This window comes from Falsiroseomonas ponticola, assembly GCF_016805305.1.
Taxonomy (GTDB): Bacteria; Pseudomonadota; Alphaproteobacteria; order Acetobacterales; family Acetobacteraceae; genus Falsiroseomonas; species Falsiroseomonas ponticola.
This window is the reverse complement of the sequence record NZ_JAERQN010000001.1, coordinates 661,715-687,537: the sequence shown is the minus strand read 5'-3', so window position 1 is coordinate 687,537 and position 25,823 is coordinate 661,715. Positions and strand designations below refer to the sequence as shown.

Annotated in this window: 24 protein-coding genes; 16 read left to right on the top strand and 8 right to left on the bottom strand. The window is 72.2% G+C overall.

From position 1 onward, the window contains the following. Positions 1-20: 20 nt before the first annotated feature. The gene (locus JJI54_RS03360; RefSeq protein WP_203070907.1) at positions 21-293 is read right to left on the bottom strand and encodes a hypothetical protein; all 273 of its coding nucleotides are present in this window, start codon (positions 291-293) and stop codon (positions 21-23) included. A gap of 64 nt (positions 294-357) precedes the next feature. Here JJI54_RS03360 and JJI54_RS03355 point away from each other — a divergent pair, with 64 nt between their 5' ends. After that, on the top strand, positions 358-978 hold the full coding sequence (locus JJI54_RS03355; protein WP_203070905.1) for a glutathione S-transferase family protein: 621 nt from the start codon (positions 358-360) through the stop codon (positions 976-978). A gap of 6 nt (positions 979-984) precedes the next feature. On the opposite strand, the gene JJI54_RS03350 is transcribed toward JJI54_RS03355, so the two are convergent. The 3 genes from JJI54_RS03350 to mutS are packed head-to-tail and all read right to left on the bottom strand — an operon-like array spanning position 985 to position 6,871. Continuing rightward, positions 985-1,320, bottom strand: a complete 336-nt coding sequence (locus JJI54_RS03350; protein WP_203070903.1) for a lysozyme inhibitor LprI family protein — start codon at positions 1,318-1,320, stop codon at positions 985-987. 47 nt (positions 1,321-1,367) lie between these two features. After that, complete coding sequence (locus JJI54_RS03345; RefSeq protein ID WP_203070901.1) at positions 1,368-4,163, bottom strand: [protein-PII] uridylyltransferase; 2,796 nt, start codon at positions 4,161-4,163, stop codon at positions 1,368-1,370. Positions 4,164-4,168: 5 nt separating this feature from the next. Further along, positions 4,169-6,871, bottom strand: coding sequence for a DNA mismatch repair protein MutS (gene mutS, locus JJI54_RS03340; RefSeq protein WP_203070899.1), 2,703 nt, complete (start codon positions 6,869-6,871; stop codon positions 4,169-4,171). Positions 6,872-6,994: 123 nt separating this feature from the next. Between mutS and JJI54_RS03335 the strand changes: the two genes are divergently transcribed. Further along, positions 6,995-8,569: an ABC transporter substrate-binding protein gene (locus tag JJI54_RS03335; protein WP_203070897.1), complete on the top strand. Its 1,575-nt coding sequence runs from the start codon at positions 6,995-6,997 to the stop codon at positions 8,567-8,569. On the opposite strand, the gene hrcA is transcribed toward JJI54_RS03335, so the two are convergent. Next, positions 8,566-9,669: a heat-inducible transcriptional repressor HrcA gene (gene hrcA / locus JJI54_RS03330; protein ID WP_404817593.1), complete on the bottom strand. Its 1,104-nt coding sequence runs from the start codon at positions 9,667-9,669 to the stop codon at positions 8,566-8,568. The genes JJI54_RS03335 and hrcA overlap by 4 nt on opposite strands. A 262-nt stretch (positions 9,670-9,931) precedes the next feature. On the opposite strand from hrcA, the gene JJI54_RS03325 reads away from it, so the two are divergent. Together JJI54_RS03325 and JJI54_RS03320 are read left to right on the top strand one after the other, a co-directional pair. Continuing rightward, the gene (locus JJI54_RS03325; protein WP_203070893.1) at positions 9,932-10,153 is read left to right on the top strand and encodes a hypothetical protein; all 222 of its coding nucleotides are present in this window, start codon (positions 9,932-9,934) and stop codon (positions 10,151-10,153) included. 32 nt (positions 10,154-10,185) lie between these two features. Beyond that, entirely contained in the window at positions 10,186-10,812 is a 627-nt protein-coding gene (locus tag JJI54_RS03320; protein WP_203070891.1) for a lytic transglycosylase domain-containing protein, read from the top strand. Here the strand turns inward: JJI54_RS03320 and JJI54_RS03315 are convergent. After that, a complete protein-coding gene (locus JJI54_RS03315) occupies positions 10,809-13,286 on the bottom strand; it encodes a tetratricopeptide repeat protein (RefSeq protein ID WP_203070889.1) in 2,478 nt (825 codons plus the stop codon). The two genes, JJI54_RS03320 and JJI54_RS03315, sit on opposite strands and share 4 nt — an antisense overlap. Before the next feature lie 135 nt (positions 13,287-13,421). On the opposite strand from JJI54_RS03315, the gene rph reads away from it, so the two are divergent. The 7 genes from rph to JJI54_RS03280 all read left to right on the top strand — a co-directional run bounded on the left by rph (position 13,422) and on the right by JJI54_RS03280 (position 18,354). Further along, a complete protein-coding gene (gene rph / locus JJI54_RS03310) occupies positions 13,422-14,174 on the top strand; it encodes a ribonuclease PH (protein WP_203070887.1) in 753 nt (250 codons plus the stop codon). Next, complete coding sequence (locus tag JJI54_RS03305) at positions 14,171-14,782, top strand: non-canonical purine NTP pyrophosphatase (protein ID WP_203070885.1); 612 nt, start codon at positions 14,171-14,173, stop codon at positions 14,780-14,782. Before rph ends, JJI54_RS03305 begins: the two co-directional genes overlap by 4 nt. Beyond that, positions 14,779-15,504, top strand: coding sequence for an alpha/beta fold hydrolase (locus JJI54_RS03300; RefSeq protein ID WP_203070883.1), 726 nt, complete (start codon positions 14,779-14,781; stop codon positions 15,502-15,504). Before JJI54_RS03305 ends, JJI54_RS03300 begins: the two co-directional genes overlap by 4 nt. 99 nt (positions 15,505-15,603) lie before the next feature. Next, positions 15,604-16,311 (top strand): hypothetical protein, encoded by a 708-nt coding sequence (locus JJI54_RS03295; RefSeq protein WP_203070881.1) that lies wholly within the window; start codon positions 15,604-15,606, stop codon positions 16,309-16,311. A gap of 51 nt (positions 16,312-16,362) precedes the next feature. Next, positions 16,363-16,620: a hypothetical protein gene (locus JJI54_RS03290; RefSeq protein WP_203070879.1), complete on the top strand. Its 258-nt coding sequence runs from the start codon at positions 16,363-16,365 to the stop codon at positions 16,618-16,620. A 92-nt stretch (positions 16,621-16,712) separates the two neighbouring features. Next, positions 16,713-17,663 carry a glutathione synthase gene (gene gshB, locus JJI54_RS03285; protein ID WP_203070877.1) on the top strand — a complete coding sequence of 317 codons (951 nt, stop codon included), beginning with the start codon at positions 16,713-16,715 and terminating at the stop codon, positions 17,661-17,663. 283 nt (positions 17,664-17,946) lie between these two features. Next, complete coding sequence (locus JJI54_RS03280) at positions 17,947-18,354, top strand: hypothetical protein (RefSeq protein ID WP_203070875.1); 408 nt, start codon at positions 17,947-17,949, stop codon at positions 18,352-18,354. A 10-nt stretch (positions 18,355-18,364) separates the two neighbouring features. On the opposite strand, the gene JJI54_RS03275 is transcribed toward JJI54_RS03280, so the two are convergent. After that, complete coding sequence (locus JJI54_RS03275) at positions 18,365-19,414, bottom strand: NAD/NADP octopine/nopaline dehydrogenase family protein (protein ID WP_203070873.1); 1,050 nt, start codon at positions 19,412-19,414, stop codon at positions 18,365-18,367. A gap of 9 nt (positions 19,415-19,423) precedes the next feature. Continuing rightward, positions 19,424-20,428, bottom strand: a complete 1,005-nt coding sequence (locus JJI54_RS03270; protein WP_203070871.1) for a Bug family tripartite tricarboxylate transporter substrate binding protein — start codon at positions 20,426-20,428, stop codon at positions 19,424-19,426. A gap of 215 nt (positions 20,429-20,643) precedes the next feature. Here JJI54_RS03270 and JJI54_RS03265 point away from each other — a divergent pair, with 215 nt between their 5' ends. The 5 genes from JJI54_RS03265 (at position 20,644) to JJI54_RS03245 (ending at position 25,706) form a co-directional block, all read left to right on the top strand. After that, a complete protein-coding gene (locus JJI54_RS03265; RefSeq protein ID WP_203070869.1) occupies positions 20,644-21,567 on the top strand; it encodes a lysophospholipid acyltransferase family protein in 924 nt (307 codons plus the stop codon). A 228-nt stretch (positions 21,568-21,795) separates the two neighbouring features. Next, entirely contained in the window at positions 21,796-23,172 is a 1,377-nt protein-coding gene (gene miaB, locus JJI54_RS03260; RefSeq protein ID WP_203072310.1) for a tRNA (N6-isopentenyl adenosine(37)-C2)-methylthiotransferase MiaB, read from the top strand. A 107-nt stretch (positions 23,173-23,279) separates the two neighbouring features. Further along, positions 23,280-24,263, top strand: a complete 984-nt coding sequence (locus JJI54_RS03255) for a PhoH family protein (protein ID WP_203072309.1) — start codon at positions 23,280-23,282, stop codon at positions 24,261-24,263. A gap of 100 nt (positions 24,264-24,363) precedes the next feature. Then, the gene (gene ybeY, locus JJI54_RS03250; protein WP_318987437.1) at positions 24,364-24,792 is read left to right on the top strand and encodes an rRNA maturation RNase YbeY; all 429 of its coding nucleotides are present in this window, start codon (positions 24,364-24,366) and stop codon (positions 24,790-24,792) included. Next, complete coding sequence (locus JJI54_RS03245) at positions 24,789-25,706, top strand: hemolysin family protein (protein ID WP_203070865.1); 918 nt, start codon at positions 24,789-24,791, stop codon at positions 25,704-25,706. The genes ybeY and JJI54_RS03245 overlap by 4 nt, the downstream gene beginning before the upstream one ends. Positions 25,707-25,823: the final 117 nt, after the last annotated feature.

Below are 25,823 nucleotides of genomic sequence, written 5' to 3'. Positions count from 1 at the left end.
GCGAAGGGGGAGGGGAGGGTTCAGCCGGAGCCGTCAGGCTCCCCGGGCGCGCCCCCCTTCACCTTGATCTGCACGGGGCTGCCCTTGGCCGGCTTGCCGCCGGCCCGGCGCGCCGCGTTCACCTCCGCGATCTCGTTCGCATAGCCGGCGCCGGGCTCGATGCCCTTGTCGGCCGGGTCTTCCTGGTCCCGCGTCGCGTGGTGCGGGCCGACGCTTTTCGGGCGCGCGGTCTTGGTCTCCAGGTCGTATTTGCCGGTGAAGGAGGTGCGGTCCTTCTCGCTGTCGCTCGCCATGGCGTGGTCCTTCCTGTCGCGTCGTGGCACCAACGCGGGGACGCCCGGAAGGATCACCGCCCCCATGCTCAGCCTGCCCCCGCTTCGGCTGATCGGCCAGGCCAGCTCCATCAATGTGCGCAAGGTCCTCTGGACCTGCGCCGAGATCGGCATCCCCGTGGCGCGGGAGGATCGGGGCGGGGAGGCGGCGCTGCGCGCCCTCAACCCCAATGGCCTGGTGCCGGTGATCGAGGATGAGGCGGGCGTGCTGTGGGAGAGCAACACGATCTGCCGCTACCTGGCCGCGAAGCATGGAAGGGCGGACCTGCTGCCGGCGGCGCCCCGCGCCCGGGCGGAGGTGGAGCGCTGGATGGACTGGCAGGCGACGGATTTGAACGCGAGTTGGCGCGGCGCCTTCATGGGCCTGGTCCGCCGCCACCCCGACCATGCGGATGCCGGCCGCATCGCCGCCAGCGCGCGCGCCTGGAACGGGATGATGCGGATCCTGGACGGGCACCTGGCCCGCACCGGCGCCTACGCGGCCGGCCCCGATTTCACGCTCGCCGACATCGTGCTCGGTCTGTCCGTGAACCGCTGGATGATGACGCCGATCGAGCGGCCCGCCCTGCCCGCGGTGGCCGCCTATCTCACCAGGCTCACCGCCCGGCCCGGCTTTCGCGAGCATGGGGCCAATGGGGTGCCGTGAGCGGCACTACCGCGGCCCCATCGCCCCGATCAGTGCCCGCAACGCCGCTTCGCGCTGAACCGTGATCGTCAGCCGGCATGCCGCGATGTCGGCCGGCGCTTCGCTGCCGGCGGATTCCCCATCCCGCTCACGCAGGCCGCAATGAAGGTCACGGTATCGCCGCCAATGGTCCTGTGCGGCCACAAGGTCCTGGTCACGCAGACCGAGGTGTGGCGCGGCCGCCTGCCGCACCAGCGCCGCGACCCGACGTTCGCTTTCCTGCAAAGCACCGTTCAGGCACATCGCCCGGCCGATGGGTGTCGGCTCCTCCAGGCAGGCGGGCGGCACTTCGGACGCCAGCACGCCACCTCCGTGGCCAAGCAGCAAGGCGCCGAGCAGCAGCCCGTGCCTCACACCACCCTGACGCCGCTCTCCACCGGCACATCCGGCGCGCCGAGCGCGACCAGCAGCGCGCTGCGCAGCGAGGCCAGCTTGCGCTCATTCTCCACCTTCAGGCCGAAGACGTCCTTCACGTAGAAGACGTCCACGGCCCGCACGCCATAGGTGGTGATGTGGGCGCTGGCGATCTGCAGGCCCTGCCCGCTGATCGCCGCCGTCACCGCATGCAGCAGCCCCGGCCGGTCGCGGCCATTCACCTCGATCACCGTGTGGGTGTTGCTGGCGTGGTTGTCGAGCACGACGCGCGGCGGGATGGTCACGGCGCGCAGCCGGGCGGGTTCGCGGCGGAGCTTCGCGATCTCCTGCTCCAGCCGCAGGCGGCCGGAGAGCGATTGCTCGATCAGCACCGCGAGCCTGGCCAGGCGATGCGGCGCATCGAAGGCCCCGCCGGCCGCGTCCTGCACCCAGAAGGTGTCGAGCGCCATGCCGTTGGTCATGGTGTGGATGCGCGCATCGACGATGGAAGCGCCCGCCACCGCCAGCGCGCCGGCGATGCGGCTGAACAGGCCGGGGTGGTCGGAGCAATAGACGGTGACTTCCGTGACCGACCGTGCCTCGATCACGCGGGTGCGGACCGTGAGCGGCGCCTGCTCGGCCTCCGCATCGCGGATCATCTCCGCGTGGCGGGCATGCGTCTCCGGGTCGAAGGACAGCCAGTAGCCGGGATAGCCGAGGCCGAGGAACCGGTCGAGGTCCGGCTTCGCCATCGTCTCCAGCAGGGAAGCCGCCGCCGCCCGCGCGCGCGCCACCCGGGTGTCGCGCTCCGGCACGGAAAGCCCGCCCGCCAGCACCTCCGCGACCCGCCAGTAGAGCTCCCGCAGCAGGGTCGCCTTCCAGCCGTTCCAGACCTTGGGGCCCACCGCGCGCATGTCGGCGACCGTCAGCACCAGCAGCAGCCGCAGCCGCTCCGGCGACTGCACCGTCTCGGCGATGTCGAGGATGGTCTTGGGGTCGTCGATGTCGCGCTTGAAGGCGGTGGCGCTGATCAGCAGGTGGTTGAGCACGAGCCAGGAGACGGTCTCCGTCTCCTCCGGCGACAGGCCGAGGCGGGGACAGAGCTCCAGCGCGACCTGCGCGCCGAGTTCGCTGTGGTCGCCGCCGCGGCCCTTGGCGATGTCGTGCAGCATGACGGCGACATAGAGCGCGCGGCGGGACTGCACCTGGCCGATCAGCTCCGACGCCACCGGCGCGATCTCGTTCAGCTCGTTGCGTTCGAGGGCGGAGAGGACGCCGATCGCCTCGATCGTGTGCTCCTCCACGGTGAAGACGTGGTAGGTGTCGAACTGCATGAGGCCGACGATGCGGGCCCAGTCCGGCATGAAGCGGGACAGGAACCCCACCTCGTTCAGCACGCGCATCCAGCGCGGTGAATCCTTGCCCGTCAGCAGGTCGAGGAACAGCGCATTGGCGGCCGCGTCGTCGCGCAGCGTCACGGCATAGCGCGCGTTGCGGATCAGCGCGCGATGCGCCAGCGGATGGATCTCGAGCCCCCTGTCCCGCGCGGCGCGCACCAGGCGGAGCATGATGGCGGGGTCCTCCGCCACCTGGCGGTCGGGCGCGAAGAGCACCTTGCCATCGGCCAGCGCCATGCCGGCATGGGACAGCGCGGCATCGCCGGCCGGCACCACGGCGGGCGGGCCGAGCGCCGCGCGTTCGATCGCGGGTTCCAGCAGGCGCGTCAGGCGCACCACGTCCCTGGCCGTCAGGAACAGGTGCTTCATGAAACGCTCGACGCCGTCCTGCACGCCGTGGCGGGTATAGCCCATGCGGGCGCCGACCACGGGCTGCAGGTCGAAGGTCAGGCGTTCTTCCGCCCGTCCCGTCACGTAGTGGAGGTGGAAGCGGACGGTCCAGAGGAAGTTCCAGGCGCGGCGGATGCTGCGCGCTTCCTGCGGCGTCAGCAGCCCGCCGCCGGGGCTTTCGGGGCCGACGAGTTCGGGCATGCGCTGCACGCCGAAGGCATGGCGCGCCAGCCAGTAGAGGGTCTGCAGGTCGCGCAGCCCGCCCCGGCCTTCCTTGACGTGGGGCTCCACCAGGAAGGGGCTTTCACCGTAGCGGGCATGGCGCGTGGTGCGTTCCGCGCGCTTGGCGGCCAGGAAGGGGGCCAGGCCGCTGGCCTTGCGGGCGGCGGCGAAGGTGTCCTGGAAGCGGTCATGCACGGCGCGGTTGCCGGCGAGGTAGCGGGCATCGATCAGCGCCGTCTGGATGGTGACGTCGCCGCGCGCATCCTCGATGCATTCATCGATGGTGCGCGTGGCGTGGCCGACCTTCAGGCCGAGATCCCAGAGCAGATACAGGAGAAATTCCACCGCGCGGCGCCCCTGCGGGCCGAGCGGCGCTTCCGACAGGAAGAGCAGGTCGATGTCCGAATAGGGCGCCAGCACGCCGCGGCCATAGCCGCCCGTCGCGATGAGGGAGAAGGTCTCCTCCGCCGCGCCGCCGGGTTCCTGCGGCGGCACCTGGGCGAGGGTGTAGGTGTGGATGGCGCCGACGATGCCGTCCGTGAGGGCTGCCAGCCAGCGCGCGGCGCCGAGGCCGGAGAGGTCATGCGCTTCGAAGGCGCGCTGCACGCGGCCCTGGACGCGGCCCAACTGCCGTCGCAGCTGGCCGAGCGCGATGTCGCGGGCGACGGGCCGGCCGCCCTCGACGAGCCCCGCGATCAGGTCCGGCAGGACCTCGGGTGGCTCGGCGGGTGGCAGCGCGGAAGCGGCCGCCGAGGCGGGCGGTTGGCCGAGGCTGACTGTCATCCGTGTCACACTACCGTGTCACCTGGGCGCGCAACAGGGTTCTCTTGCTGCGCTGCGTCAACTTCCACCGAGAGCGCCTTCAGCCGGTAGAGCGCTTCCTGTGCTTCCCGCGGGGACAACGCGTCCAGGTCCATCTCCGCCAGTGCGCTTTCAATCGGGGAGAGTGTGCGGCGCGGTGCGGACACGCGCTGCGCGAAGAGGGGCAGTTCCTCCGCCAGCGCATCCGGCCCGCCGCCGCGCGCGCGGGCTTCCAGCGCCTGCAGCACCTGGTTCGCCCGCGCCAGCACGGGGCGCGGCACGCCGGCCAGGCGCGCCACATGCACGCCCCAGCTGCGTTCGGAGGCGCCGGGGCCGACGAGGTGCTGGAACACGACCTCCCCCCGCCATTCCCGCACCTTCATGGAGGCGAGCGCCACATCCGGCAGGCGCCCGGCCAGCGCCGTGAGTTCATGGAAATGGGTCGCGAAGATGGCCCGGCAGCGGATGCGGTCATGCAGCGCCTCCAGCACCGCCCAGGCGATGGCCAGCCCATCCCAGGTCGCGGTCCCACGGCCCACTTCATCCAACACAACCAGTGAACGGGCTGTTGCCTGGTTCAGGATGGCGGCGGTTTCCGCCATCTCCACCATGAAGGTGGACCGGCCGCCGGCGATGTCGTCCCCGCCGCCGACACGGGAGAAGAGCCGGTCCACCAGGCCGATGCGGGCGGATTGGGCGGGGACGAACATCCCGGCCTGGGCGAGGACCACCATCAGCGCGTTCTGCCGCAGCCAGGTGGACTTGCCCGCCATGTTGGGGCCGGTCAGCAGGCAGAGGCGCCGGCCGGGCGAGAGGTCGCAATCATTCGGCACGAAGGCGGCGCCGCGGGCGCGCTTCTGCATCGCCTCCACCACCGGGTGGCGGCCGGCCACGATGCAGAATTCCGCGCGTTCCGTCAGTTGCGGCCGGCACCAGCCGCCTTCCGCGGCCAGATGCGCGCTGGCGGCATGGACATCGACCTCCGCCAGCGCGCGCGCCGCCCGCGCGATGGCATCGCCCTGCGCCAGCACCAGGCGCTTGAGATGGGCGATGCAGGCACGCTCCCGCGCCGCGGCGCGGTCGCCCGCTTCCGCCACCTTGCGGTCGAGGTCGGCGAGCGCGGCGCAGGTGAAGCGGACGGCATTGGCCATGGTCTGGCGATGGATCGGCGCCAGGGGCTGGCCGGCCGGGACGGGAGAGGCGCGGAGCAGCTTCTCGGCCGGCGCCGCCGGCACCTCCGCCAGGAAGCCGAATTGCTGGTGGTGGCGGATCTTGACGCTGGCGATGCCCCAGGCCTGGGCCAGGTCCTGCTGCAGGGCCGCGATCGCGTCCCGCCCGCCATCGCGCAGCCGCCGCAGCGCATCCAGCTCCCCATCATAGCCGGGGGCGATCACCCCCCCATCCTCCAGCCTCGCCGGCAGTTTTTGTACATTCAGCGCCCGGGAGAGTTCGGCCTCCAGCGAGGCCTCGACCGCCAATGCGACCGCCGCCTCCGCCAGCAGGGCGGGCGGGGGCAGCACCGCTGACAGCACGGCATCCCGCACCATCGCGGCGATCCGCAGCCCCGCCAGCAGCGCCGCCAGATCCCGCGGCGCGAAGCGATCGAGCGCCAGCCGCGCCAGCGCGCGGGCCATGTCCGGGGCGCCCTTCAGGCTCGCGCGGATCGCGCCCCGCGTCGCCTCCGCCCCCAGCAGGAAGGCGACGGCATCGTGGCGGGCGGAGACGGCCTCGGCCTCCGCCAGCGGCGCGGCCAGGCGGCCGGCGAGTTCGCGCGCGCCGGCGGCGGTCAGCGTGGCGTTGACCGCGCCGAACAGCGTCGCCTGGTCCCCGCCGCGCTGGTCGCGCAGGATCTCCAGGCTGCGGCGCGTGGCGGCATCCAGCGCCAGCGTGCCGGCCGCACCCGCCTGGGGGCGCGGCGGGTCGAGGCGCGGCAGGGCGCCGGCCTGCGTTTCCCGCACATAGGACAGGGCCTGGGCGGCGGCGGCCAGCTCGGCCTCCGTGAAGACGCCGAAGCCTTCCAGGGTGGCGACGCCGAAGGCCTCCCGCAGCAGCCGGGCGGGGTCGCGGGGCTTCACGCGATGGGCGATGCGGCCGGGCAGGCGGGCGAGCAGCTCGGGCAGTTCCGCGAGATCCCGCTCCGCCACCGCCTCCACCGGCTCCAGCCGGGCCAGCAGCGCGCCGAGATCGCCCTTGGGCAGGGCCATCGTCTCGAAGCCGCCGGTCGAGACATCCAGCCAGGCGCAGGCGAAGGCGCCGTCGGTTTCCGCGAGGGCCAGCAGCCAGGCGGGGCGGGTGGCCTCCAGCAGCCCGTCCTCCGTCACGGTGGAGGGCGTGACGACGCGCACCACCTCCCGCCGGATGGTGCTCGCCTTCCGGGCCTTGGCCTGTTCCGGCGTCTCCATCTGGTCGCAGACGGCAACGCGGAAGCCGGCGCGGATCAGCCGGGCGAGGTAGGCTTCCCAGGCATGGACGGGCACGCCCGCCATGGGCACGGGCTGGCCGCGATGCTCGCCCCGATGGGCCACCGCGATGTCCAGCACCGGGGCGGCGCGTTCGGCATCGTTGAAGAAAAGCTCGAAGAAGTCGCCCATCCGGAAGAACACCAGCGCATCGGGGTGCTGGGCCTTGGCGGCGAACCATTGGGCAAGGGCGGGGGTCGCGCCCTCGGCGGGGGGAATGCTGTCCGTCACCGGCCCGATGCTACAGCAGGCCCGCCCGGCGCGGAACCGGATGGCTTGCCGGGTCGTGACAGCCGGCCCTAGCCTGCCCGCCACAGCGGCCGGTCAGCGCCGCGGGGTCGGGGAGCTAGCATCATGCGTCGTCGGGACCTTTTCGCCGCGGGCGCGGCCCTTGCGGTTGCCGCGCCGGCTGTCGCGCAGAACAGCCGTGCCACCACGCTGCGCATGGCGCCGCAGGCCAATCTCAGCGTGCTGGACCCGGTCTTCACCACCGCGACCGTCACCGGCAACCACGGCTTCTACGTCTTCGACACGCTCTATGGCGTGGATGCGCAGCTGCGGCCGACGCCGCAGATGGCGGAGGGGCATGAGGTCTCCGCCGATGGGCTGACCTGGCGCATCCGGCTGCGGGAGGGGCTTCGCTTCCATGATGGCGAACCCGTCCGGGCGGTGGACTGCATCGCCTCCATCCGCCGCTGGTGCGCCCGCGAACCCTTCGGGCAGCTGCTGGCCCGCGTCGCGGAGGAATGGATCGCCGCCGATGACCGCACCATGGTCATCCGCCTGCGCCGCCCCTTCCCGCTGATGCTGGACGCGCTGGCCAAGCCCGACGCCGCCAGCCCCTTCATCATGCCGGCCCGCCTGGCGGCGACCGATCCCTCCCGCGCCGTGACGGAGATGGTGGGATCGGGGCCCTACCGCTTCATCGCCAGCGAGTTCAATTCCGGCAGCCGCGTGGTCTATGAGAAGTTCGACGGCTATGTGCCGCGGCAGGAGGCGCCCACCTGGACCTCCGGCGCCAAGGTCGCGCATTTCCGGCGGATCGAGTGGCACATCCTGCCCGACCCCGCGACGGCGGCGGCGGCCCTGCAGGCCGGCGAGATCGACTGGTGGGAACGGCCGCATCCGGACCTGCAGCAGCTCCTCGCCCGGTCCCGCGACGTGCGGCGGGAGGTGACGGACCCCACGGGCCGCATGGCGGTGCTGCGGATGAACAACCTCCAGCCGCCCTTCGACGATGTGCGGGTGCGGCGCGCCGTGCGGCTTTCCGTGGCGCAGGACGAATACATGCGGGCGTCGCGCGGCGACGACATGCGGGACTGGTCGGTGGGCCGCAGCCTCTGGCCGCGCCACACCCCCTATTTCGAGGATCTGGGCGCGGAGGTGATGCCGGGCGACCTTGACCGCGCGCGGGCGGCGCTGCGGGAGGCCGGCTATGCCGGGCAGAAGGTCGTCATCATCAACCCGACCGACTTCCCGGATATCGGGCCGCTCGGCCAGGTGACGGCGGACCGGCTGAAGCGGGCGGGGATGAACGTCGAGCTGTCGGAGAGCGACTGGGGGACGGTGGTGCAGCGCCGCGCCAATCGCGAACCCACGGATCGCGGCGGCTGGTCGATCCTGCACACCACGGGCGGCGCCTCCGCCTGGGCGAACCCGGCGACCTCCTTCCTCGTGCGCGGGCAGGGGGCGAATGGGTGGTTCGGCTGGTGGAAATCCGACCGGGCGGAGGAGCTGGCCGAGGCCTGGCTGAACGCGCCGGATGAGGGGCGCCAGCGGGCGCTGGCCTCCGAGCTCGGGCGGCATGCGCTGGATGAGGCGGCCTTCGTGCCGCTCGGCCAGTTCGTGATCCGCACGGCGTTCCGGCGGGACATCACGGGGATCCTGCCGGGGTCCTCGCCCTATCCGTGGAACGTCCGCAGGGCCTAACCCAGCAGGCGGCCGATCACGCGCGCGGTGTAGTCCACCACCGGGATGATGCGGCCGTAATTGATCCGCGTGGGGCCGATGACGCCGATGGCGCCCACGATCTTCTCCTGCCCGTTGCGGAAGGGCGCCACGACCATGGAGAGGCCGGCGCTGTCGAAGAGGCCGCTCTCCGCGCCGATGAAGATCTGCACGCCTTCGCCGCGCTGGGCGAGGTCGAGCAGCCGCAGCATCGTCTCCTGCGCCTCCAGCCGCTCGAACAGCGCCTGGATCTCCGTCACCTTCTGCACATGGTCGAGGTTCTGCAGCAGCTTGGCCTGGCCGCGGAGGATGAGGCTGCCGCCGCTGCCGCCGGACCAGGTGCCGAGCCCGGCCTCGATCACCTGGTTGGTCAGGGCATCGAGGGCGGTGCGGTTGGCGGCGATCTCCTGCGCCACGGTGCCGCGCGTCTCATCCAGCGTGCGGCCGGAGAGGCGGGCATTGAGGTAGTTGCTGGCCTGCTGCAGGGCGGAGGGGGGGAGGCCGGCCGGAACCTCGATGACCCGGTTCTCCACCTGGCCATCGGCCGTGACCAGCACGACCAAAGCGCGGCCGGGGCCGAGGGCCACGAATTCGATGTGGCGGACCGGCGCCTCCCGCTTCGGGGCCACGACCAGGCCGGCGGCGCCGGCGAGGCCGGAGAGCATCTGGCCGGCCTCCCCCAGGGTTTCCTGGAGGCTGCGGCCGCCGGAGGCGCAGCGGGCGGCGATGGCGTCGCGCTCCTCCTCCGCCAGGGCGCCGAATTGCAGCAGGCCATCGACGAAGAGGCGGAGCCCGCGTTCGGTCGGCAGGCGGCCGGCGGAGGTATGGGGGGCGAAGAGCAGGCCGGCATCCTCCAGATCCGCCATCACGTTGCGGATGGTGGCCGGCGAGAGCGCCTGGGGCAGGCGGCGGGAGAGGGTGCGGGAGCCCACGGGCTCCCCGGTCTGGACGTAGATCTCCACCAGCTCCCGCAGGATGGCGGCGCTGCGGTCATCGAGGTTGGGCGGCAGGGGGATGGTCGTCCCTGCCACCGTCATGTTGGGGGCCCCCGTCGGACGCGGCGGCCTGGTGAGTGGACCCATGGGTCAGTGTCCCGGACCGTTTTCTTGGGGTGGAACGCTAGGGGGCGGGGGCATCGCCGGTCAATCGGCGCCTTTCGGCGGCGCCTGTCACGCGGCGGGCGCCACCGGCAAGGTTTCGACACAAGCGCGCCATGCCGGCGTTACCGTCCTCCCCCCATGTGGGGTCAGGACAGGGACAAGGGGAGACCCCGATGGGCGCGAAGGATGGGGCCGGGCTGTGGCCGGCGGCGCTGGCCTGGTGGCTGGGCGGCGGAAGCCGGGCGTGACGGCGGTGTTCGCGGCGGCGTCGCTGATGCTGGCGGGGGGTGCGGGGATGATGACGTCCCTGATGCTGTCGCCGGTGCGGGGCGCCTTCCGGCTGGCGGCGCTGCTGATGGTCTCGGCGCTGGCGGTGGGGGTGGGGCTGCTGCTGATCGCGGGGCCGCCGGAGGGGGATGAGTTCCTGCTGACGGGGCTGGTGGCGGTTCGCGCGCTGGTTGGTTGACGCGGCCGGCTGGCGGGCGGCAGGGGTGGGGCATGCGGCATGTCCTGGTCCTGCTGGCGCTGCTGGTCCCAGCTGCCGCGCGGGCGGAGGGGGCATGGAGCGCCTGCCGCCAGGCGATCGCGGCGGCGGAGCGGGGGAGCGGGATCCCCGCCGGGCTGCTGCTGGCCATCGCGCAGGTGGAAAGCGGGCGGGCGGCGCCGGGGGGTGGGGTGGCGCCCTGGCCGTTCGCGATCACTGCGGAGGGGACGGGGCGCTTCCCGGAGACGCGGGCGGCGGCGGTCGCGATGGTGGAGGCGCTGCGGGCGCGGGGCATCACCAGCATCGATGTGGGCTGCATGCAGGTGAACCTGTTCCACCACCCGGATGCCTTTCCGGGGCTGGAGGCGGGGTTCGATCCGGCGCTGAACGTGGCCTATGCCGTGCGCTTCCTGCGGGATTTGCGGGCGCGGAATGGGAATTGGGCGGAGGCGGTGGCGGGGTACCACTCCGGCGAGGCGGGGCGGGGGATGGCGTACCATGCGCGGGTGACGGTGACGCGGGTGGCGGGCGGCGTGGCGCTCTCGGCGCCGGGGGCGCTGCGGGGGCTGTGCGCGCCGGGGCTGCGGGCGGCGATGCTGGTGGCGCCGAATGGACGGCCGCGGGTGGTGTGCAGGGGTTAGGGGAGAGAGGCGAGGCGGGTGAGGAGGCGGTCGCGGAGGGCGGTGGCGCGGGCGATGTCGTATTGGGCGCCCGCGCGAGTGTATTCTTCGAGCGCGGCCTTGGCGTGTTCCAGAGCGGATTGCCAGTGCAGGCGTGGTGTTTCGCGGGCGCCCAACGTTTCCTTGGCCCGCGCCATATTCTCCACCGTCTGTGCCCAGAGAAAGGGCACGCGGCCGCGGTGGTATTCCTCCAAGGCAAGGCGATAGGCGGCGACGGCCTCCTCCAGCCGGGCGGTGCCGCTCTCCCGCTCCCCGAGCGTCGCCAAGGCATTGCCGAGGTTGTTCTGCGTCATGGCCCAGTCGAGTGGGACGCGGTCGCGGCGGTATTCCTCCAAGGCGAGGCGATAGGCGGCGACAGCCTCTTCCAGCCGGCAGGTGCCGCCCTCCCGCTCCCCGAGCGTCCACAAGGCGAGGCCGAGGTTGTGCTGCGTGGCGGCCCAGTCGAGCGGGACGCGGTCGCGACGGCGTTCCTCCAAGGCGAGGCGATAGGCTGCGAGGGCCTCCTCCAGCCGGGCCGAACCGCTCTCCCGCTCCCCGAGCGCTAGCAAGGCATTGCCGAGGTTGTTCTGCGTGGTGGCCCAGGCGAGCGGGACACGGTTGCGGTGGCGTTCCTCCAAGGCGAGGCGATAGGCGGCGACGGCCTCGTCCAGCCGGGCCGTGGCGCTCTCCCGCTCGCCGAGCGCCGCCAGGGCAATGCCAAGGTTGTTCTGTGTCATGGCCCAGTCGAGCGGGACGCGGTCGCGGCGGACTTCCTCCAGGGCGAGGCGATGGGCGGCGACGGCTTCCTCCAGCCGGGCCGTGCCGCTCTCCCGCTCCCCGAGCGTCCCCAAGGCATTGCCGAGGTTGTTCTGCGTGGTGGCCCAGTCGAGCGGGACGCGGTCGCGGCGGCATTCCTCCAAGGCGAGGCGATAGGTGGCGACGGCCTCCTCCAGCCGGGCCGTGCCGCTCTCCCGCTCCCCGAGCGTCGTCAAGGCAATGCCGAGGTTGTTTTGCGTCATGGCCCAGTCGAGCGGGACGCGGTCGCGGGGGGCGAGGGCGAGGGCTTCGCGATAACGGGCGATAGTCTCGTTTAGCGCAGCATTGTCGCCATATTCCCGCCCGTGATCTTCCAGCACGTCGGCCGACAAGAGCAACCATTGCCAAGCCTCGCGCGGATCGAAGGTGACCAGGGCTGATGCTTCCTGGTACAGCGCCGCGGCTTCCCGGTAGCGCAAACCGGCCTTTTCTACCGCGGCCTGCGCGGCCTTGGTCTCCGCCAGGCTCGTGCGGCGCGTGCGGCGCTCGGCTTCGATCTCCGCGGCATGCGCTTCCAGCCGCGTCAGCGCTGCCTCTTCCTCCGCGGCCATGGCGGCCAGGGCCTGGCGGGCATCGTCCAGGCGGCCGGCGGCGTGGGCGATGCGGGCCTGGTCGCGCAGGGCCTCCGCGCGGGGGGAGAGGTTGCGGGAGGTGGAGAGGGCGTCGATGCGTTCGCCGGCCTGGCGCCAATCCCGCGCGATAGCGAAGAGGGTGGCGGGGAATTGCTCGGGCGGGATTTGGCGGCCGACCATGGTTTCGAGGAAGCCGGTGACCAGCGCCAGCGTGCCCTGCTGCTCCGCCTGGACGCGGGCGAGGTCGCTGACCAAGGCGCGCTTCTCGCTCTCGGACATGGAGAGATCGCGGGTCAGGCGGTCCACCAGCAGGCGCAGTTCGCGCAACTCGGCCTGGATGGCCTCCATGGTCGCGCGCATCGCGGCGGTATCGCCGGCAAGCGCCGCGACGGCGTGGCCGATGGCGGTCGTGTCCTCTCGCAACGCGGCGAGGCGGGAGATGTCGAAGGCGATCTTGACGCGGGGCTTGTCCTTCAGGGCTTCGCGGAGGAAGGCGCGGAGGATGTCGCGCCAGGCGGGGGTGCCTTCGACCTCGCCGAAGAAGCGGGCGCGGAAATCGGGTGGGGGGGTGCCGGCGCCGGTGACGAGTTCGTCCCAGGCGGCGGTTTCCATGGCGGCGATGCGGGAAAGGGCGGCCTCGGTAGGGTTGCCGCTGCGGAGCAGGGCGTCGAGGGCGCGTTCCATTTCCGCCACCAGGGGTGCGTTCTCCACCACGGTCATGCGGGGGCAGAGGCCGATCTGGTTGCGCAGCCAGGCGTGGGCGTCGGTGATGAAGGGGGGTGGGGTGGCGGTGCGGGTGTCGAAGCGGTCCGCTTCGTCCCAGCCCTGGTAGTCGCGGAGGAGGTAGAGGTTGGTGCTGAGCTGAATCAGGCGGAGGGTGCGTTCCAGATCGTGGTTCGGGGGGATTTCGCCCGCATAGCCGCGGAGGCGGGCGCCGACCTCTTCCAGAACCTCGGAGGCGCGCTTGCCGAAGAGGGCGCCCAGCACCTCATCCGCCGCGCCGGCCATTTCCTTGGCGGCCTCGACGCCGAAGGCGCCCAGCACGCCCGAGATGATCGGAATCGCCATCCCATCCCCCTTCCCAGCGGAGGCTACCTTTCCGGCTCCGTTCTGTCCCCCTCGTCTGGCGGAAATCCGAAAAAAGGAGGGGGCACGGGGGAGTTCACTCCCCCGCTCTTCCTTCCCGTGTTACCCCCCCGCCCCATGATCGATTTCCCCGCCGGCTTCAAAGCCCCCTTCGTCCGTCCCTCCGGCCGCGTCGCCGATGTCATGCGGGAGGTCACGCTCACCCCGGGCCAGGCCCGGCATGCGGAGGGGTCCTGCCTCATTCGCTTCGGGGTGACGGAGGTGCTCTGCACCGCCAGTGTCGAGAGCAAGGTGCCGCCTTTCCTCCGCAATACGGGCCAGGGCTGGGTGACGGCGGAGTACGGCATGCTGCCGCGCGCGACCCATACGCGGGGCGATCGTGAGGCCGCGCGGGGCAAGCAGTCCGGGCGGACGCAGGAGATCCAGCGGCTGATCGGGCGCAGCCTCCGTGCCGTGACGGACCTCAAGGCGATGGGGGAGATGTCGGTCGTCGTGGATTGCGACGTGCTGACGGCCGATGGCGGCACGCGCTGCGCCAGCATCACCGGCGCCTGGGTGGCGCTGCATCTCGCGTTCCAGCACTGCATGAAGATGAACGTGCTGAAGACCAACCCGCTGAAGGATCAGGTCGCCGCGATTTCCTGCGGCATCTGGAACGGCACGCCGGTGCTGGACCTCGACTATGCCGAGGACAGCAAGGCGGAGACGGATGGCAATTTCATCATGACGGGCTCCGGCGGGATCGTGGAGATCCAGGCGACGGCGGAGGGCGCGCCCTTCTCCGAGACCGAGCTGCTGCAGCTGCTCGGCCTGGCGCGGGCGGGGACGGCGAAGCTGTTCGAGCTGCAGAAGGCCGCGGTGCGGGGATGAGCCACCGGATCCTCACCGGGCCGAAGCTGGTCCTCGCCACGCACAACAAGGGCAAGGTGAGGGAGGTGGCGGCGCTGCTCGCGCCCTGGGGGTTCGAGGTGGCGGCGGCCGGGGAACTCGGTTTGCCGGAGCCGGCGGAAACTGAGGAAGATTTCCTCGGCAATGCGCGGATCAAGGCGCTGGCGGCGGCGACCGCTTCCGGCCTGCCGGCCCTGGCGGATGACAGCGGGTTCAGCGTGGCCGCGCTGGACGGCGCGCCGGGGGTGCGGACGGCGGATTGGGCGGAGACGCCCACCGGCCGCGACTACGCCATGGCCATGGGCAAGGTGGAGAAGCTGGCCCGGCATGCCGCGGATCGCGGGGCCTGGTTCTCCTGCGCGCTCGTGATCGCCTGGCCGGATGGGCATACCGAGGGCTTCCTGGGCGAGGCGCATGGGCAATGGGTCTGGCCGCCGCGGGGCGCCAATGGCTTCGGCTATGACCCGATGTTCGTGCCGAAGGGTGGGGCGGAAACCTTCGGGGAGATGACGCCGGAAGCCAAGCACGCCATCAGCCACCGCGCGGACGCCTTCCGGCAGCTCTCCGCGGCCTGCCTGCCGCCGCTGTGATCCGGCGGGCGGCCCTGCTGCTGGCGTTGCTGCTGCCGATGGCGGCGGCGGCGGAGCAGGCGGGGCCGCTGGTGACGGAAGCGGGGGTGGTGCCGCGGGACGGCGCGGCGACGGGCGCCATGGTCTGGCTGCACCCCCATTACACCGAGGGTCCGCCGCCCGAGGCCCCCGCCTTCATGGCGCGGCTGGCGGCGCGGGGCTGGGATGGCTGGCGGCATGACCGGCCGACCGGCGGGCCGGTGCCGCCGCTGACGGGCTGGGTGGAGGAGCTGGCGGCGGGCACGGCGGCGCTGCGGGCGCGCGGCTACCGGCAGGTGGTGCTGGTCGGCGAAAGCCGGGGCGCCTTCCTGGTGCTGGCGGCGCTTCGCGTGCCGGGCCTGGCGGATGCGGCGGCGCTGGCCGCGCCGGCCGCGCATGGGCGGCGGCCCGAAAGGCGGCCCCAGGCGCTGGCCGATTTCGCCGCGGCGCTGGACCGGGCGGCGCCGGATGCGCTGCGGCGCCTGGCGCTGCTGCTGTTCGAGGATGATGGCTGGGACCCCGATCCCGCCGCCCGGGCGGCGTTGTTCCGCGCGGCCATGGCGCGGCTCGGCTGGGATTCGCTGCTGCTCGACCGGCCGCCGGCGCCGACAGGCCATGGCGGGGTGCAGGCGCCGGAATTCGACGCGATCTTCGGCGCCTGCCTCGCGGATTTCCTCGCAGGGCAGGGCGCCGCCTGCCGCTGAGGGTTGTGGCGGGGCCCTCCCCGCTCATCGTCCGGTTGACGGGCGCGGCCCGGTTCGACCACGGTCAGCCCGCAGGAGACGGCTGGGAACGAGCGGCGGATGACCCGGTTCAGCACGAGCACCACCACCGATGTCGGCGGGCATGCGCTGACGATCATGAGCCGGCCGGAGGAGGCCGGCGACCCCGCGGTGCTCCGGGCCATCGCCGCCCTGCCCGGCCTGCTGGAGGAGGCGCGCGCCGCCCTGACCCTGGTTTCCGCCGTGCTGGGCGACCCGGGCCGGCATCCACGCCTGGCGCGGGTCGCGCGCCAGCTGTTCCTGACCGACGCCGCCCGCATCGCGGATGAGGACCTGCAGCACATCAAGGCGACCTTCACCCTGATCCATAACGGGCTGAACAGCGACGTGACGCTGAAGATCGGCACCGTGATCGGCAAGGAGGATGACGATCGCTCCGAAGGCGCCGTGATGTTCCGCCCGGCGCACAGCAAGCGCGCCGCCAAGCCCTACACCACCATCGTCCAGGCCTTCGACCCCAATCCAGGCTTGTTCCAGTCCAGCACCTGGATAGCCGCGACGGGTGCCATCCGCCTGACCCGCCAGGCCGTGACCGGGACCACGCCGATCCGCAACCTGGTGCATGAGGCGTCGCACAAATACGCCGGCACCGGGGATTACCGGTACCTCGACTTCGACCCGCCCGATTTCGTGTCGCGGACCACGCCGATGACGGACAGGAAGAAGGCGCTCCGCAACGCCGACAGCTACGGCTACCTGGCGCAGTACATCGACGTGATCGCGGGCTGAACCCCGGCGCGTGGCGCCACGTTCTGCTCCCTCGGCAAGGGAGAGAACGAGATGGCCAATCGCCAGCAGACGCCCGACGACACGGAGGGGGCCACGGCCTCCGACAAGCCCGGCTACCGCGGCGGCGCCCGCACCCAGACGGAGGACACCGGCGTGCGCCAGGGGGGCAAGGGGCAATCCATGGCCGGGGAGAAGGATGCGCGCGGCCTGACCATCGACAGCACGGTGCCGAAGGATAACGAGGCGCCGGTGCCGGGCGATGCCGCCAAGGGGCCCTGGGCGGTCCATCCCGAGCCCAAGGGGGACTGAGGGGGGCCGGGGGGGGCGCCGAACCAGGCCCCCCTTCCCCGCCGCGCCGCGCCGTGCCACGGGAGCGCCAACCCGTAGCGGAGCGCCACCCCATGACCCGCAGCCTCAAGGTCGCGGTCCAGATGGACCCGATCTCCTCGATCAACATCGATGGCGACAGCACCTTCGCCCTGATGCTCGAAGCCCAGTCCCGCGGCCATGCGCTGTGGCACTACCATGTGCGGGACCTGGCGCTGCAGGGCGGGCGCGTGATCGCCCGCGCGCAGCCCGTGACGGTGCAGCGGGTGAAGGGGGACCACTTCACGCTGGGGGCGGAGGAGGAGCTGGACCTCGGCCAGGTGGACGTGGTGCTGATGCGCCAGGACCCGCCCTTCGACATGGCCTACATCACGGCGACCCACATCCTGGAACACATCCACCCGAAGACGCTGGTGGTGAACGACCCCGCCAGCGTGCGGAACGCGCCGGAGAAGCTCTTCGTCACGCACTTCCCGGAGCTGATGCCGGAAACGCTCGTGACCGCCGATGTCCGGCAGATCCGGAAATTCCGGGAGAAGCACGGCGACATCATCATCAAGCCGCTGTTCGGCAATGGCGGCGCCGGCGTCTTCCACCTGCGCCCCGACGATCCCAACATGAACGCGCTGGTGGAGATGTTCACGGAGCGGTCGCGGGAGCCGCTGATGATCCAGCGCTACCTGCCCGCCGTGCGGCAGGGCGACAAGCGCATCATCCTGGTGGACGGCATCGCCATGGGCGCCATCAACCGCGTGCCGGCCTCTGGCGAGGCGCGGTCCAACATGCATGTCGGCGGGCGGCCGGAACCGACGAAGCTCACGGACCGGGAGCGCGAGATCTGCGCCGCCATCGGGCCCGCGCTGCGCGACCGCGGGCTGATCTTCGTGGGCATCGACGTGATCGGGGACTACCTGACGGAGATCAACGTCACCTCCCCCACCGGGCTGCAGGAGCTGGCGCGGTTCGACGGGGTGTATCTGGAGCGCGCGATCTGGGACGCGATCGAGGCGAAGGTCTCGCGGTAGCCGCAGGGGGCGCTGCCCCCTGCACCAACCATAGCCCGCAGGGGGGCTCCGCCCCCCTGCAACCCCCGCCAGGGTCCAGCCGGACCCTGGACCGGGAGGTTTTGGTTCAATATCAAGCTGATGACGGTCCAGGCCCGTCTCGGGCCTGGCGGATGGGGCGCGGGGAAGGCAGCGCCTTCCCCGCATCGAGCCGCGCCCGTCCTGTCACCCCGGGAACACCGGAACGGCGCCCGGCCGGGCTTCACTCCGCCTTGCCAGCCAATCCCAGCAAGGAGCCCCGCCGATGCCCCGCTTCCTCACCCTCGCCGGCCTGACCCTCGCCGCCTCCGTCAACCTCGCGGCCTGCGGGCAGTATGTGCAGAACGCGCAGCTCGGGCGCTGCACGGCGCTGCCGGCCAGCGGCGGCTCGCTCTGCGAGGAGATCGGCGGCGAATACATCTTCGTGGATGGGATGACGCGGTCGATGCAGCGCGTCAGCGCCGCCCAGGCGCAGCTCATCACCCAGGTGAACGGCGCCTTCGCCGCGGCGCAGCCGGCAACCGGCGGGGGGGCGGCGGGTGGCCAGCGGAACTGCCTGGCCAACCCCGGCATCGCCTGCTCCGGCGCGCTCAACAACCGCGTCACCGGCTATCGCTCCGGCGGCTATTCCGGCGTCTGCAGCGGGGGGCAGTGCCTGTCGATGGGGCGGTGAGGCCCTCCCGCTACCGCGGATGCCCGTCCCGCATCAGGGTGGGCAGCTGCGCCAGGTCCAGCCCCTCCAGCAGGTCATCGCCCGACAGCGCGCTGCCCCACAGCGCTTCCAGCACCGACACCGCCGCGGCGGTCAGCGGCATCGCCAGGCCCCGCGCCTCCGCCAGGCGCAGCCACAGCGCCAGGCCATAGGTCACGCTCTCCGCCAGGTGGGTGGCGTCCAGCCCCAGCGGGCCGGGGGCGGGCGCCTTCGCGGCCAGCGCGGCCGCCAGGCGGGACAGCGGCGCTTCCTCCAGCCCATGGGCGCGCGCCAGCGCGGTGGGCAGGGGCGTGATGGCATGGCCCAGCGCGTGGGCGAGGTGCAGGCGCTCCGCATCCAGCCGCTCCGCCAGGCGGCAGACGGCGGGGGTCAGGCGTTCATGGATGTCCCAGGGCTCCGCGCCCTCGATCCGCGTGGCATTGGCGATGGCGAGCGCGGCCTGGAGCACGGCGTCGTGGTTGGCCAGCGCCGCGCCCACCGCATCGGGCAGCGGGCGGAAGGGGATGCCGAAGAGGTCGGCGGCCAGCCGCGCCAGGCCGGATGCCGCGGCGGCGGGGACGGCGGCGATCTCCACCCCCTCCCGCAAGGCGGTGATGCGGACCAGGTCGCCGGCTTCCCGCACCGCCTGCAGCGGCGGCGTCGCCATGGCGCCGATCGGCGCGCCGCGGCCGAGGCTCGCCAGCAGCCGGTCCAGCAGCAGCGCGGCGAGGGAATGGCTCGGCGCCAGCAGCACCGGCACGCCGTCATGCAGCATGGGCGCGACGCGCCGCAGCACGGGGCCGAGCGCGTGGGGCGGGACGGAGACCAGCACCGCCTCCGCCTGCCAGAGCGCGCGGGAGACATCGACGGCGACATCGACGCGGGCGGTGCCAGCGATGATGCCCTCCACCCGCAGGCTCGCGCCGATGCCATGGGTGCCGCCGCCGCGGGGGGACCAGAGCGCCACGGAATGGCCGCGGCTGACGGCCAGCGCCGCCGCCCCCGGCCCGACCGACCCCGCACCCAGCACGGCCAAGCGCATGGGCGCGGCCTACTCCAGCGAGATGGAGAGCGGCGCCGCGACGCGGGTCCAGCGCTCCAGGTCTTCGCGCAGCAGGCGGCCGAATTCGGCCGGGCCGCTGCCATTGGCGGTGGAGCCCAGCGCGGGCAGGCGGGATTTCACGAGGTCCGTCTCCAGCGCCTTGGCGAATTCGGCGCGCCAGCGCTCCACGATCGGCGCCGGCGTCGCGGCCGGGGCGGCGATGCCGGTCCAGATGGAGGCCTCGAACGCCGCGAGCCCGCCCTCGATCAGGGTCGGCACGTCCGGGGTGGGGGGGAAGCGTTCGCGCGACGAGACGCCGAGCACCTTCATCTGCGCGCCGGAGACGGCCAGGACGGAGGCGACGGAGATGAACATCAGCCCGATCCGCCCCGCCGCCAGGTCGTTGAAGGCGGCGGCGGCGCCGCGATAGGGGATGTGCTCGACATTCAGCCCCTCCCGCGCCTTCAGGTCTTCCATGATCAGGTGGGTGTTGGTGCCGATGCCGGTGGAGCCGTAGGGGACGGGCGTGCGGGCGGCCTTGCAGTAGGCGATCAGCTCCCGCGTGTTGTTCACCGGCAGGCTGGGCGCCGTGGCCAGCGCCACGGGGCTGTCGGAGAGGTGGATGATGGGGGCGAAATCGGCCACCGGGTCATAGGCGAGCCGGCGGCCGACCGCCTTGGCGATGGTGAGCTGCCCGGCGGTGGCCAGCAGCAGGGTCAGGCCATCCGGCGCGGCGCGCGCGGTTTCCTGCGCGCCGATGATGCCGCCGGCGCCGGCGCGGTTCTCGATCACCATGTTCTGGCCGACGGACTGCGACACCGCCTGGGCGAAGAGGCGGCCGAGCACGTCCTGGCTGCCGCCCGGGGCGAAGGGGACGATGAGGCGCACGGGCCGGTCGGGCGACCAGGGGGCCTGGGCGCGCGCCGGGGTCGCCAGGAAGGGCGCGGCGAGGCCGGCGCCGAGCAGGGAGCGGCGAGGCAGCATGGTGGTGGCCTTTTCGCGGGTTCGGTCCATGCCCCACCCTGCCTCGCCCGGGGCCTTCGCACAACGCGAGTCCTTGTGCCCGGCACAATGCGCAACCGGCACGGGGTGATTTGTTCCCCGCCAAGGGGTCGCGCGTCGGTCTTCACATGGCGCCGCTTCCCGCCACCGGCGGTGCAACCAATCGTCACGCGATGGTCGCGCGGCTTTCATTGCCATGTCGCGGATCGCGGCGTTAATCCCCGCCCATGGAAGCCACCGCCCGCCTGACCGCTTCCGACGCGCTGCGGCCCCGCCGCCTGCTCCGGAAGTCCCCGATCCAGTTCTCCTCCGCCGATCCCGAGGGGTTGTGGGGGGATGTGCTGGGGTTCCGACGCCTTGGCGGGCGGTTCCGCGCCTCCCGCCGCCTGGTGACGATCCTGCTTTGGACGGTCATCGCCATCCCGATCCAGGCGCTGCTGCTGGTGCTGCCGGGGCGCGCCAATGTCGCCTTCGGGCAGGTCTATTTCCGCGTGCTGTGCTGGCTGATCGGCATGAAGGTGCGGGTGGTGGGGGAGGCATCGCGCCAGGCGCCGGTGCTTTTCGTCTCCAACCATTCCTCCTGGCTCGACGTGCTGGCGCTGGGCACCACGCTCGATGCCTGCTTCGTGGCGAAGGCGGAGGTCGGGCAATGGCCGCTGATCCGCACCGTCGCGCGGCTGGGGCGCACGCTCTTCGTCAGCCGCACCCGCACGGCGACGAAGGGGGAGGCTGGCGTGATCCGCGAACGCATGGGCCAGGGGGACAGCGTGATCCTGTTCCCGGAGGGCACGACCAGCGATGGCGGCCGCGTGCTGCCCTTCCGCAGCGCCTTCCTCTCGGTCGCGGACCATGCGCGGCAGGTGCAGCCGGTTTCCGTGGTGTTCGACCGGCTGGGCGGCCTGCCGGCCTGCCGGCGGGACCGGCCGCTGTTCGCCTGGTACGGGGATACCGACATCTTCACCCATTTCTGGCGCCTGGCGCGCCACCCCGGCGGGCGGGCGACGATCGTGCTGCATGATCCCGTGGACCCCGCGGACTACCCGGACCGCAAGGCCCTGGCGGCCGCCTGTTCGGCGGTGATCGCGCGGGCCTGCGCCACCATGCGGCAGAACCGGCCCGTCGTGCCGCTGCGTGCCCGCATTCCCGCTTGACCCGGCGCGGCGGCGTCCCGCAGCCTGCCGGCATGGCGATCATCCCTCCGGCCGCATGTCCTTCGGACAGCGCGGCGCCTCGGGTCGCTTGACCCGGGCGCGGCGCCTGCGCACATCCCCCGCTTCCCCCCGCCGTCTGCCCGGCGGGGCGGCGGAGTGTTTTCACCGGTGAACGCCCCCAGCTCTCGCCCCCTGAAGCGGCTCTTCATCCGCACCTGGGGCTGCCAGATGAATGTCTATGACAGCGCCCGCATGGCGGATGTGCTGGCCCCCCTCGGCTATGCGCCGGCGGAGGCGCCGGAAGACGCCGACATGGTGGTGCTGAACACCTGCCATATCCGGGAGAAGGCGTCGGAGAAGCTGTTCTCCGAGCTCGGCCGGCTGCGCGTGCTGAAGCAGGCGAAGGAACAGGGGGGCGACCGCATGATCCTGGCCGTCGCCGGCTGCGTGGCGCAGGCGGAGGGGGCGGAGATCACGGCCCGCGCGCCTTACGTGGACCTCGTGCTCGGCCCGCAGACCTATCATCGCCTGCCGGAGATGGTGGCCCGCGCGACGCGGGCGGCCGGCGCGGTGATCGAGACGGATTTCCCAGCGGAAGAAAAATTCGACTTCCTGCCGGACAGCACGACGCCGCAGGGCGTGACCGCCTTCCTGACCATCCAGGAAGGCTGCGACAAGTTCTGCTCCTTCTGCGTCGTCCCCTACACGCGCGGGTCCGAATACTCGCGCTCCGCCGCCACCATCATCGCGGAGGCGCGGCGCCTCGCCGCCCAGGGGAGCCGGGAGATCGCGCTGCTCGGCCAGAACGTGAATGCCTGGCATGGCGAGGGGCTGGACGGGAAGACCTGGAACCTGGCCCGGCTGCTGCGGGAGCTGGCCGGGATCGAGGGCGTGGCCCGGCTGCGCTACACCACCAGCCACCCCCGCGACATGGATGACGAGCTGATCGCCGCCCATGGGGAGATCCCGGCCCTGATGCCCTTCCTGCACCTGCCGGTGCAGTCGGGCTCGGACCGCATCCTCCAGGCCATGAATCGCGGCCACAAGGCGGATGAATACCGGCGGATCGCGGAGAAGCTGCGCGCGGCGCGGCCGGACATCGCCCTCTCCTCCGACTTCATCGCCGGCCATCCCGGGGAGAGCGAGGCCGACCACCAGGCGACCATGGCGCTGATCCGCGATGTCGGCTTCGCGCTCGCCTATTCCTTCAAGTATTCGCCCCGCCCCGGCACGCCGGCCGCGGGGGCGACCATGCAGGTGCCGGAGGCCGAGAAGGACCGCCGCCTGCAGGAAATCCAGGCGCTGCTGCGGGAACAGCAGGACGGGTTCAATCGTTCCTGCGTGGGGCGACACTGCGAGGTGCTGGTGACCGGGCCCGCCCGGCATCCCGGCCAGCTCGCGGCGCGGTCGCCCTGGCTCCAGCCCGTGCATTTCGAGGGCGGGGGCCAGCAGCCTGGCGACCTGGTGGCGGTGGAGATCCTGGCCGCCCACCCCAACTCCCTTTCCGTGCGTCCCCTTGCCCCCCCTTCCCTTGAGCGGCCCGCGGGGAACGGACCGCCCGAGAGCAGCCCCCAACCCCCCTGTCAGGAGAAGGCCGCCGCTTGAACACAACGCCCGCCGCGCTTTCCATCCTCCCCCCCGGCCGGGTCGCCGAGCCCGTCGCGCGACAGCGCCTCGCCTCCGCCGACCAGCCCGCCCAGCGCGTCGTCACGATGCAGTTCGACGACAATGCGCTGGTCCCGCTCCTCTACGGGGAGCATGACCGCAACCTGGCGCGGATCGAGGTCCGGCTGGGTATCAGGCTGAACAGCCGGGGCAACCGGCTGACCGTGACGGGGACGCCGGAGCGGACGGAAGTGGCGGAAGCGGCGCTGGGCGCGCTGTGGCGACGATTGCAGAAGGGCGAGGCCGTGGGTTCGGCGGAGGTGGAGGCGGCGATGCGGATGGCCGAGGGCGTGCAGGAAGCCGATCCGCGCCTGCCGCTGCAGGACATCCCGGCGATCCGGACGCGGAAGGGCGCCATCGCGCCCCGCACCCCCGCCCAGGCCGCCTATATCGACATGCTGGCCCGCAACGACATGGTCTTCGGCATCGGCCCCGCCGGCACCGGCAAGACCTATCTCGCCGTGGCACAGGGCGTGGCGCTGCTCCAGGCCGGGCGCGTGGACCGCATCGTGCTGTCGCGCCCGGCGGTGGAGGCGGGGGAGCGCCTGGGCTTCCTGCCCGGCGACATGAAGGAGAAGGTCGATCCCTATCTCCGCCCCCTCTATGACGCGCTGCACGACATGATGCCGGCCGAACAGGTGAAGCGCCGGATCGAGGCGGGGGAGATCGAGGTCGCGCCGCTGGCCTTCATGCGCGGCCGGACGCTGGCCCATTGCTACGCCATCCTGGACGAGGCGCAGAACACCACGCCGGCCCAGATGAAGATGTTCCTGACGCGCATGGGGCATGGCAGCCGGATGGTGGTGACCGGCGACCCCACCCAGATCGACCTGCCGCCCGGGCAGAAATCCGGGCTTGCCGAGGCCCTGTCGATTCTTGATGGGGTGGATGGCATCGCGGTGGCGCGATTTGCGGAACGGGATGTGGTAAGGCATCCCCTCGTGGCACGGATCGTCGCGGCCTATGGGCGCCTGGATGAGGCCGCCCAGAGGGGCCGGGGGCAGAAGGAGAAGGATGGAACCGTTAAGTAGACCGCCCGGCGCGGCTGGAGATGTCTCCGGTGGCGCTGGGATCGGGAATGGGGCGGCGGAGATCACCGTCGTCCTCGCGGCGCCCGGATGGCGCGCCGCCGTGAAGCGGCCTGAGGCACTCGCCAGGCAGGCCGCCATGGCCGCCTTGCGCGAAGCGGGGGCCGAAGGGGCGGTCACGGTACTGCTGGCGGATGACGCCACGGTGCGGCGCCTCAACAGCGATCACCGATCGAAAGCCAAGCCCACCAACGTGTTGTCCTTCCCGGGCGGCATGCCGGGGCATCTCGGCGACATCGCCCTCGCGCTCGGCGTGGTGCGGCGGGAGGCACGGCAGAACGGCCGCCGCCCGGCCGACCACCTGGCCCACCTGGTCGCCCATGGCGCCCTGCACCTCGTGGGGCATGACCACCTGGAAGCCGGCGAGGCCCGACGCATGGAGCAGGCGGAGGCCCGCGTCATGCGCCGGCTCGGCCGGCCGAATCCCTGGAAGGAGGGTGCCGCGGCGACGCGGGCGCGCTTCGCGCCATGAGCGGGGGCAACGGCAACGGCCATGACCGCCGGAACAGCTTCTTCGGCCGCCTCCAGACCCTGCTCGGGCGGCGGGAGAATGAAAGCGTCCGCGACCGGGTCGAGGAACTGCTGGAAAGCCGGGAGGAGGAGCGCGCCAACCGCGCCGCCGCCGATGACGACAGCGGGCTCGACCTCAACGAACGCCTGCTGCTGTCCAACGTCCTGCTGCTGCGGGACAAGACGGCCTATGACGTCATGGTGCCGCGCGCCGACATCCTGGCGATGCCGGAAGACCTGACGCTCGACCAGGCGATCCGGCTGATCCAGCGCGAAGGCCATAGCCGCTTCCCGGTCTATCGCCAGAACCTCGATGACATCGTGGGGATGGTGCACATCAAGGACGTCTTCGCCTCCGTGGGCCGGGACCCCGCCAGCTTCTCCCTGAAGGGGATCCTGCGCCGGCCGCTCTTCGTGGTGCCGACGGTGCCGGTGCTGGACCTGCTGCTGCAGATGCGCGCCGCCCGGATCCACATGGCGCTGGTGGTGGACGAATACGGCGGCATCGACGGGCTGGTGACGATCGAGGATCTGGTCGAGACCATCGTCGGCGACATCGCCGACGAACATGACGAGATCACGCCCGTCACCATGCAGGACCGGCCGGACGGCACGGTGGAACTGGACGCCCGCACGACCGTCGAGGCCTTCGAGGCCAAGTTCGGCACCGTGCTGACGGAGGAGGAACGCCACTCCGACATCGATACCGTCGGCGGCCTGGTCTTCACCCTCGCGGGCCGCGTGCCGGCGCGGGGCGAACTGATCTCGCACCCCTCCGGCCTCGAATTCCGGGTGCTGGACGCGGACCCGCGGCGCATCCGGCGACTGCGGGTGCGGATGCCGGGGACGGAGCCGGCGAAGCAGGCGGCGGAGTAGCGCGGGTTGCTTGCAGGGGGGCGCTGCCCCCCTGCACCCCCCGCCAAGGGCCAGCGGGCCCTTGGGAACCCATGAGATACAACGACGAAGGGGGAGGGGGCCGAAGTGCCCCCTCCC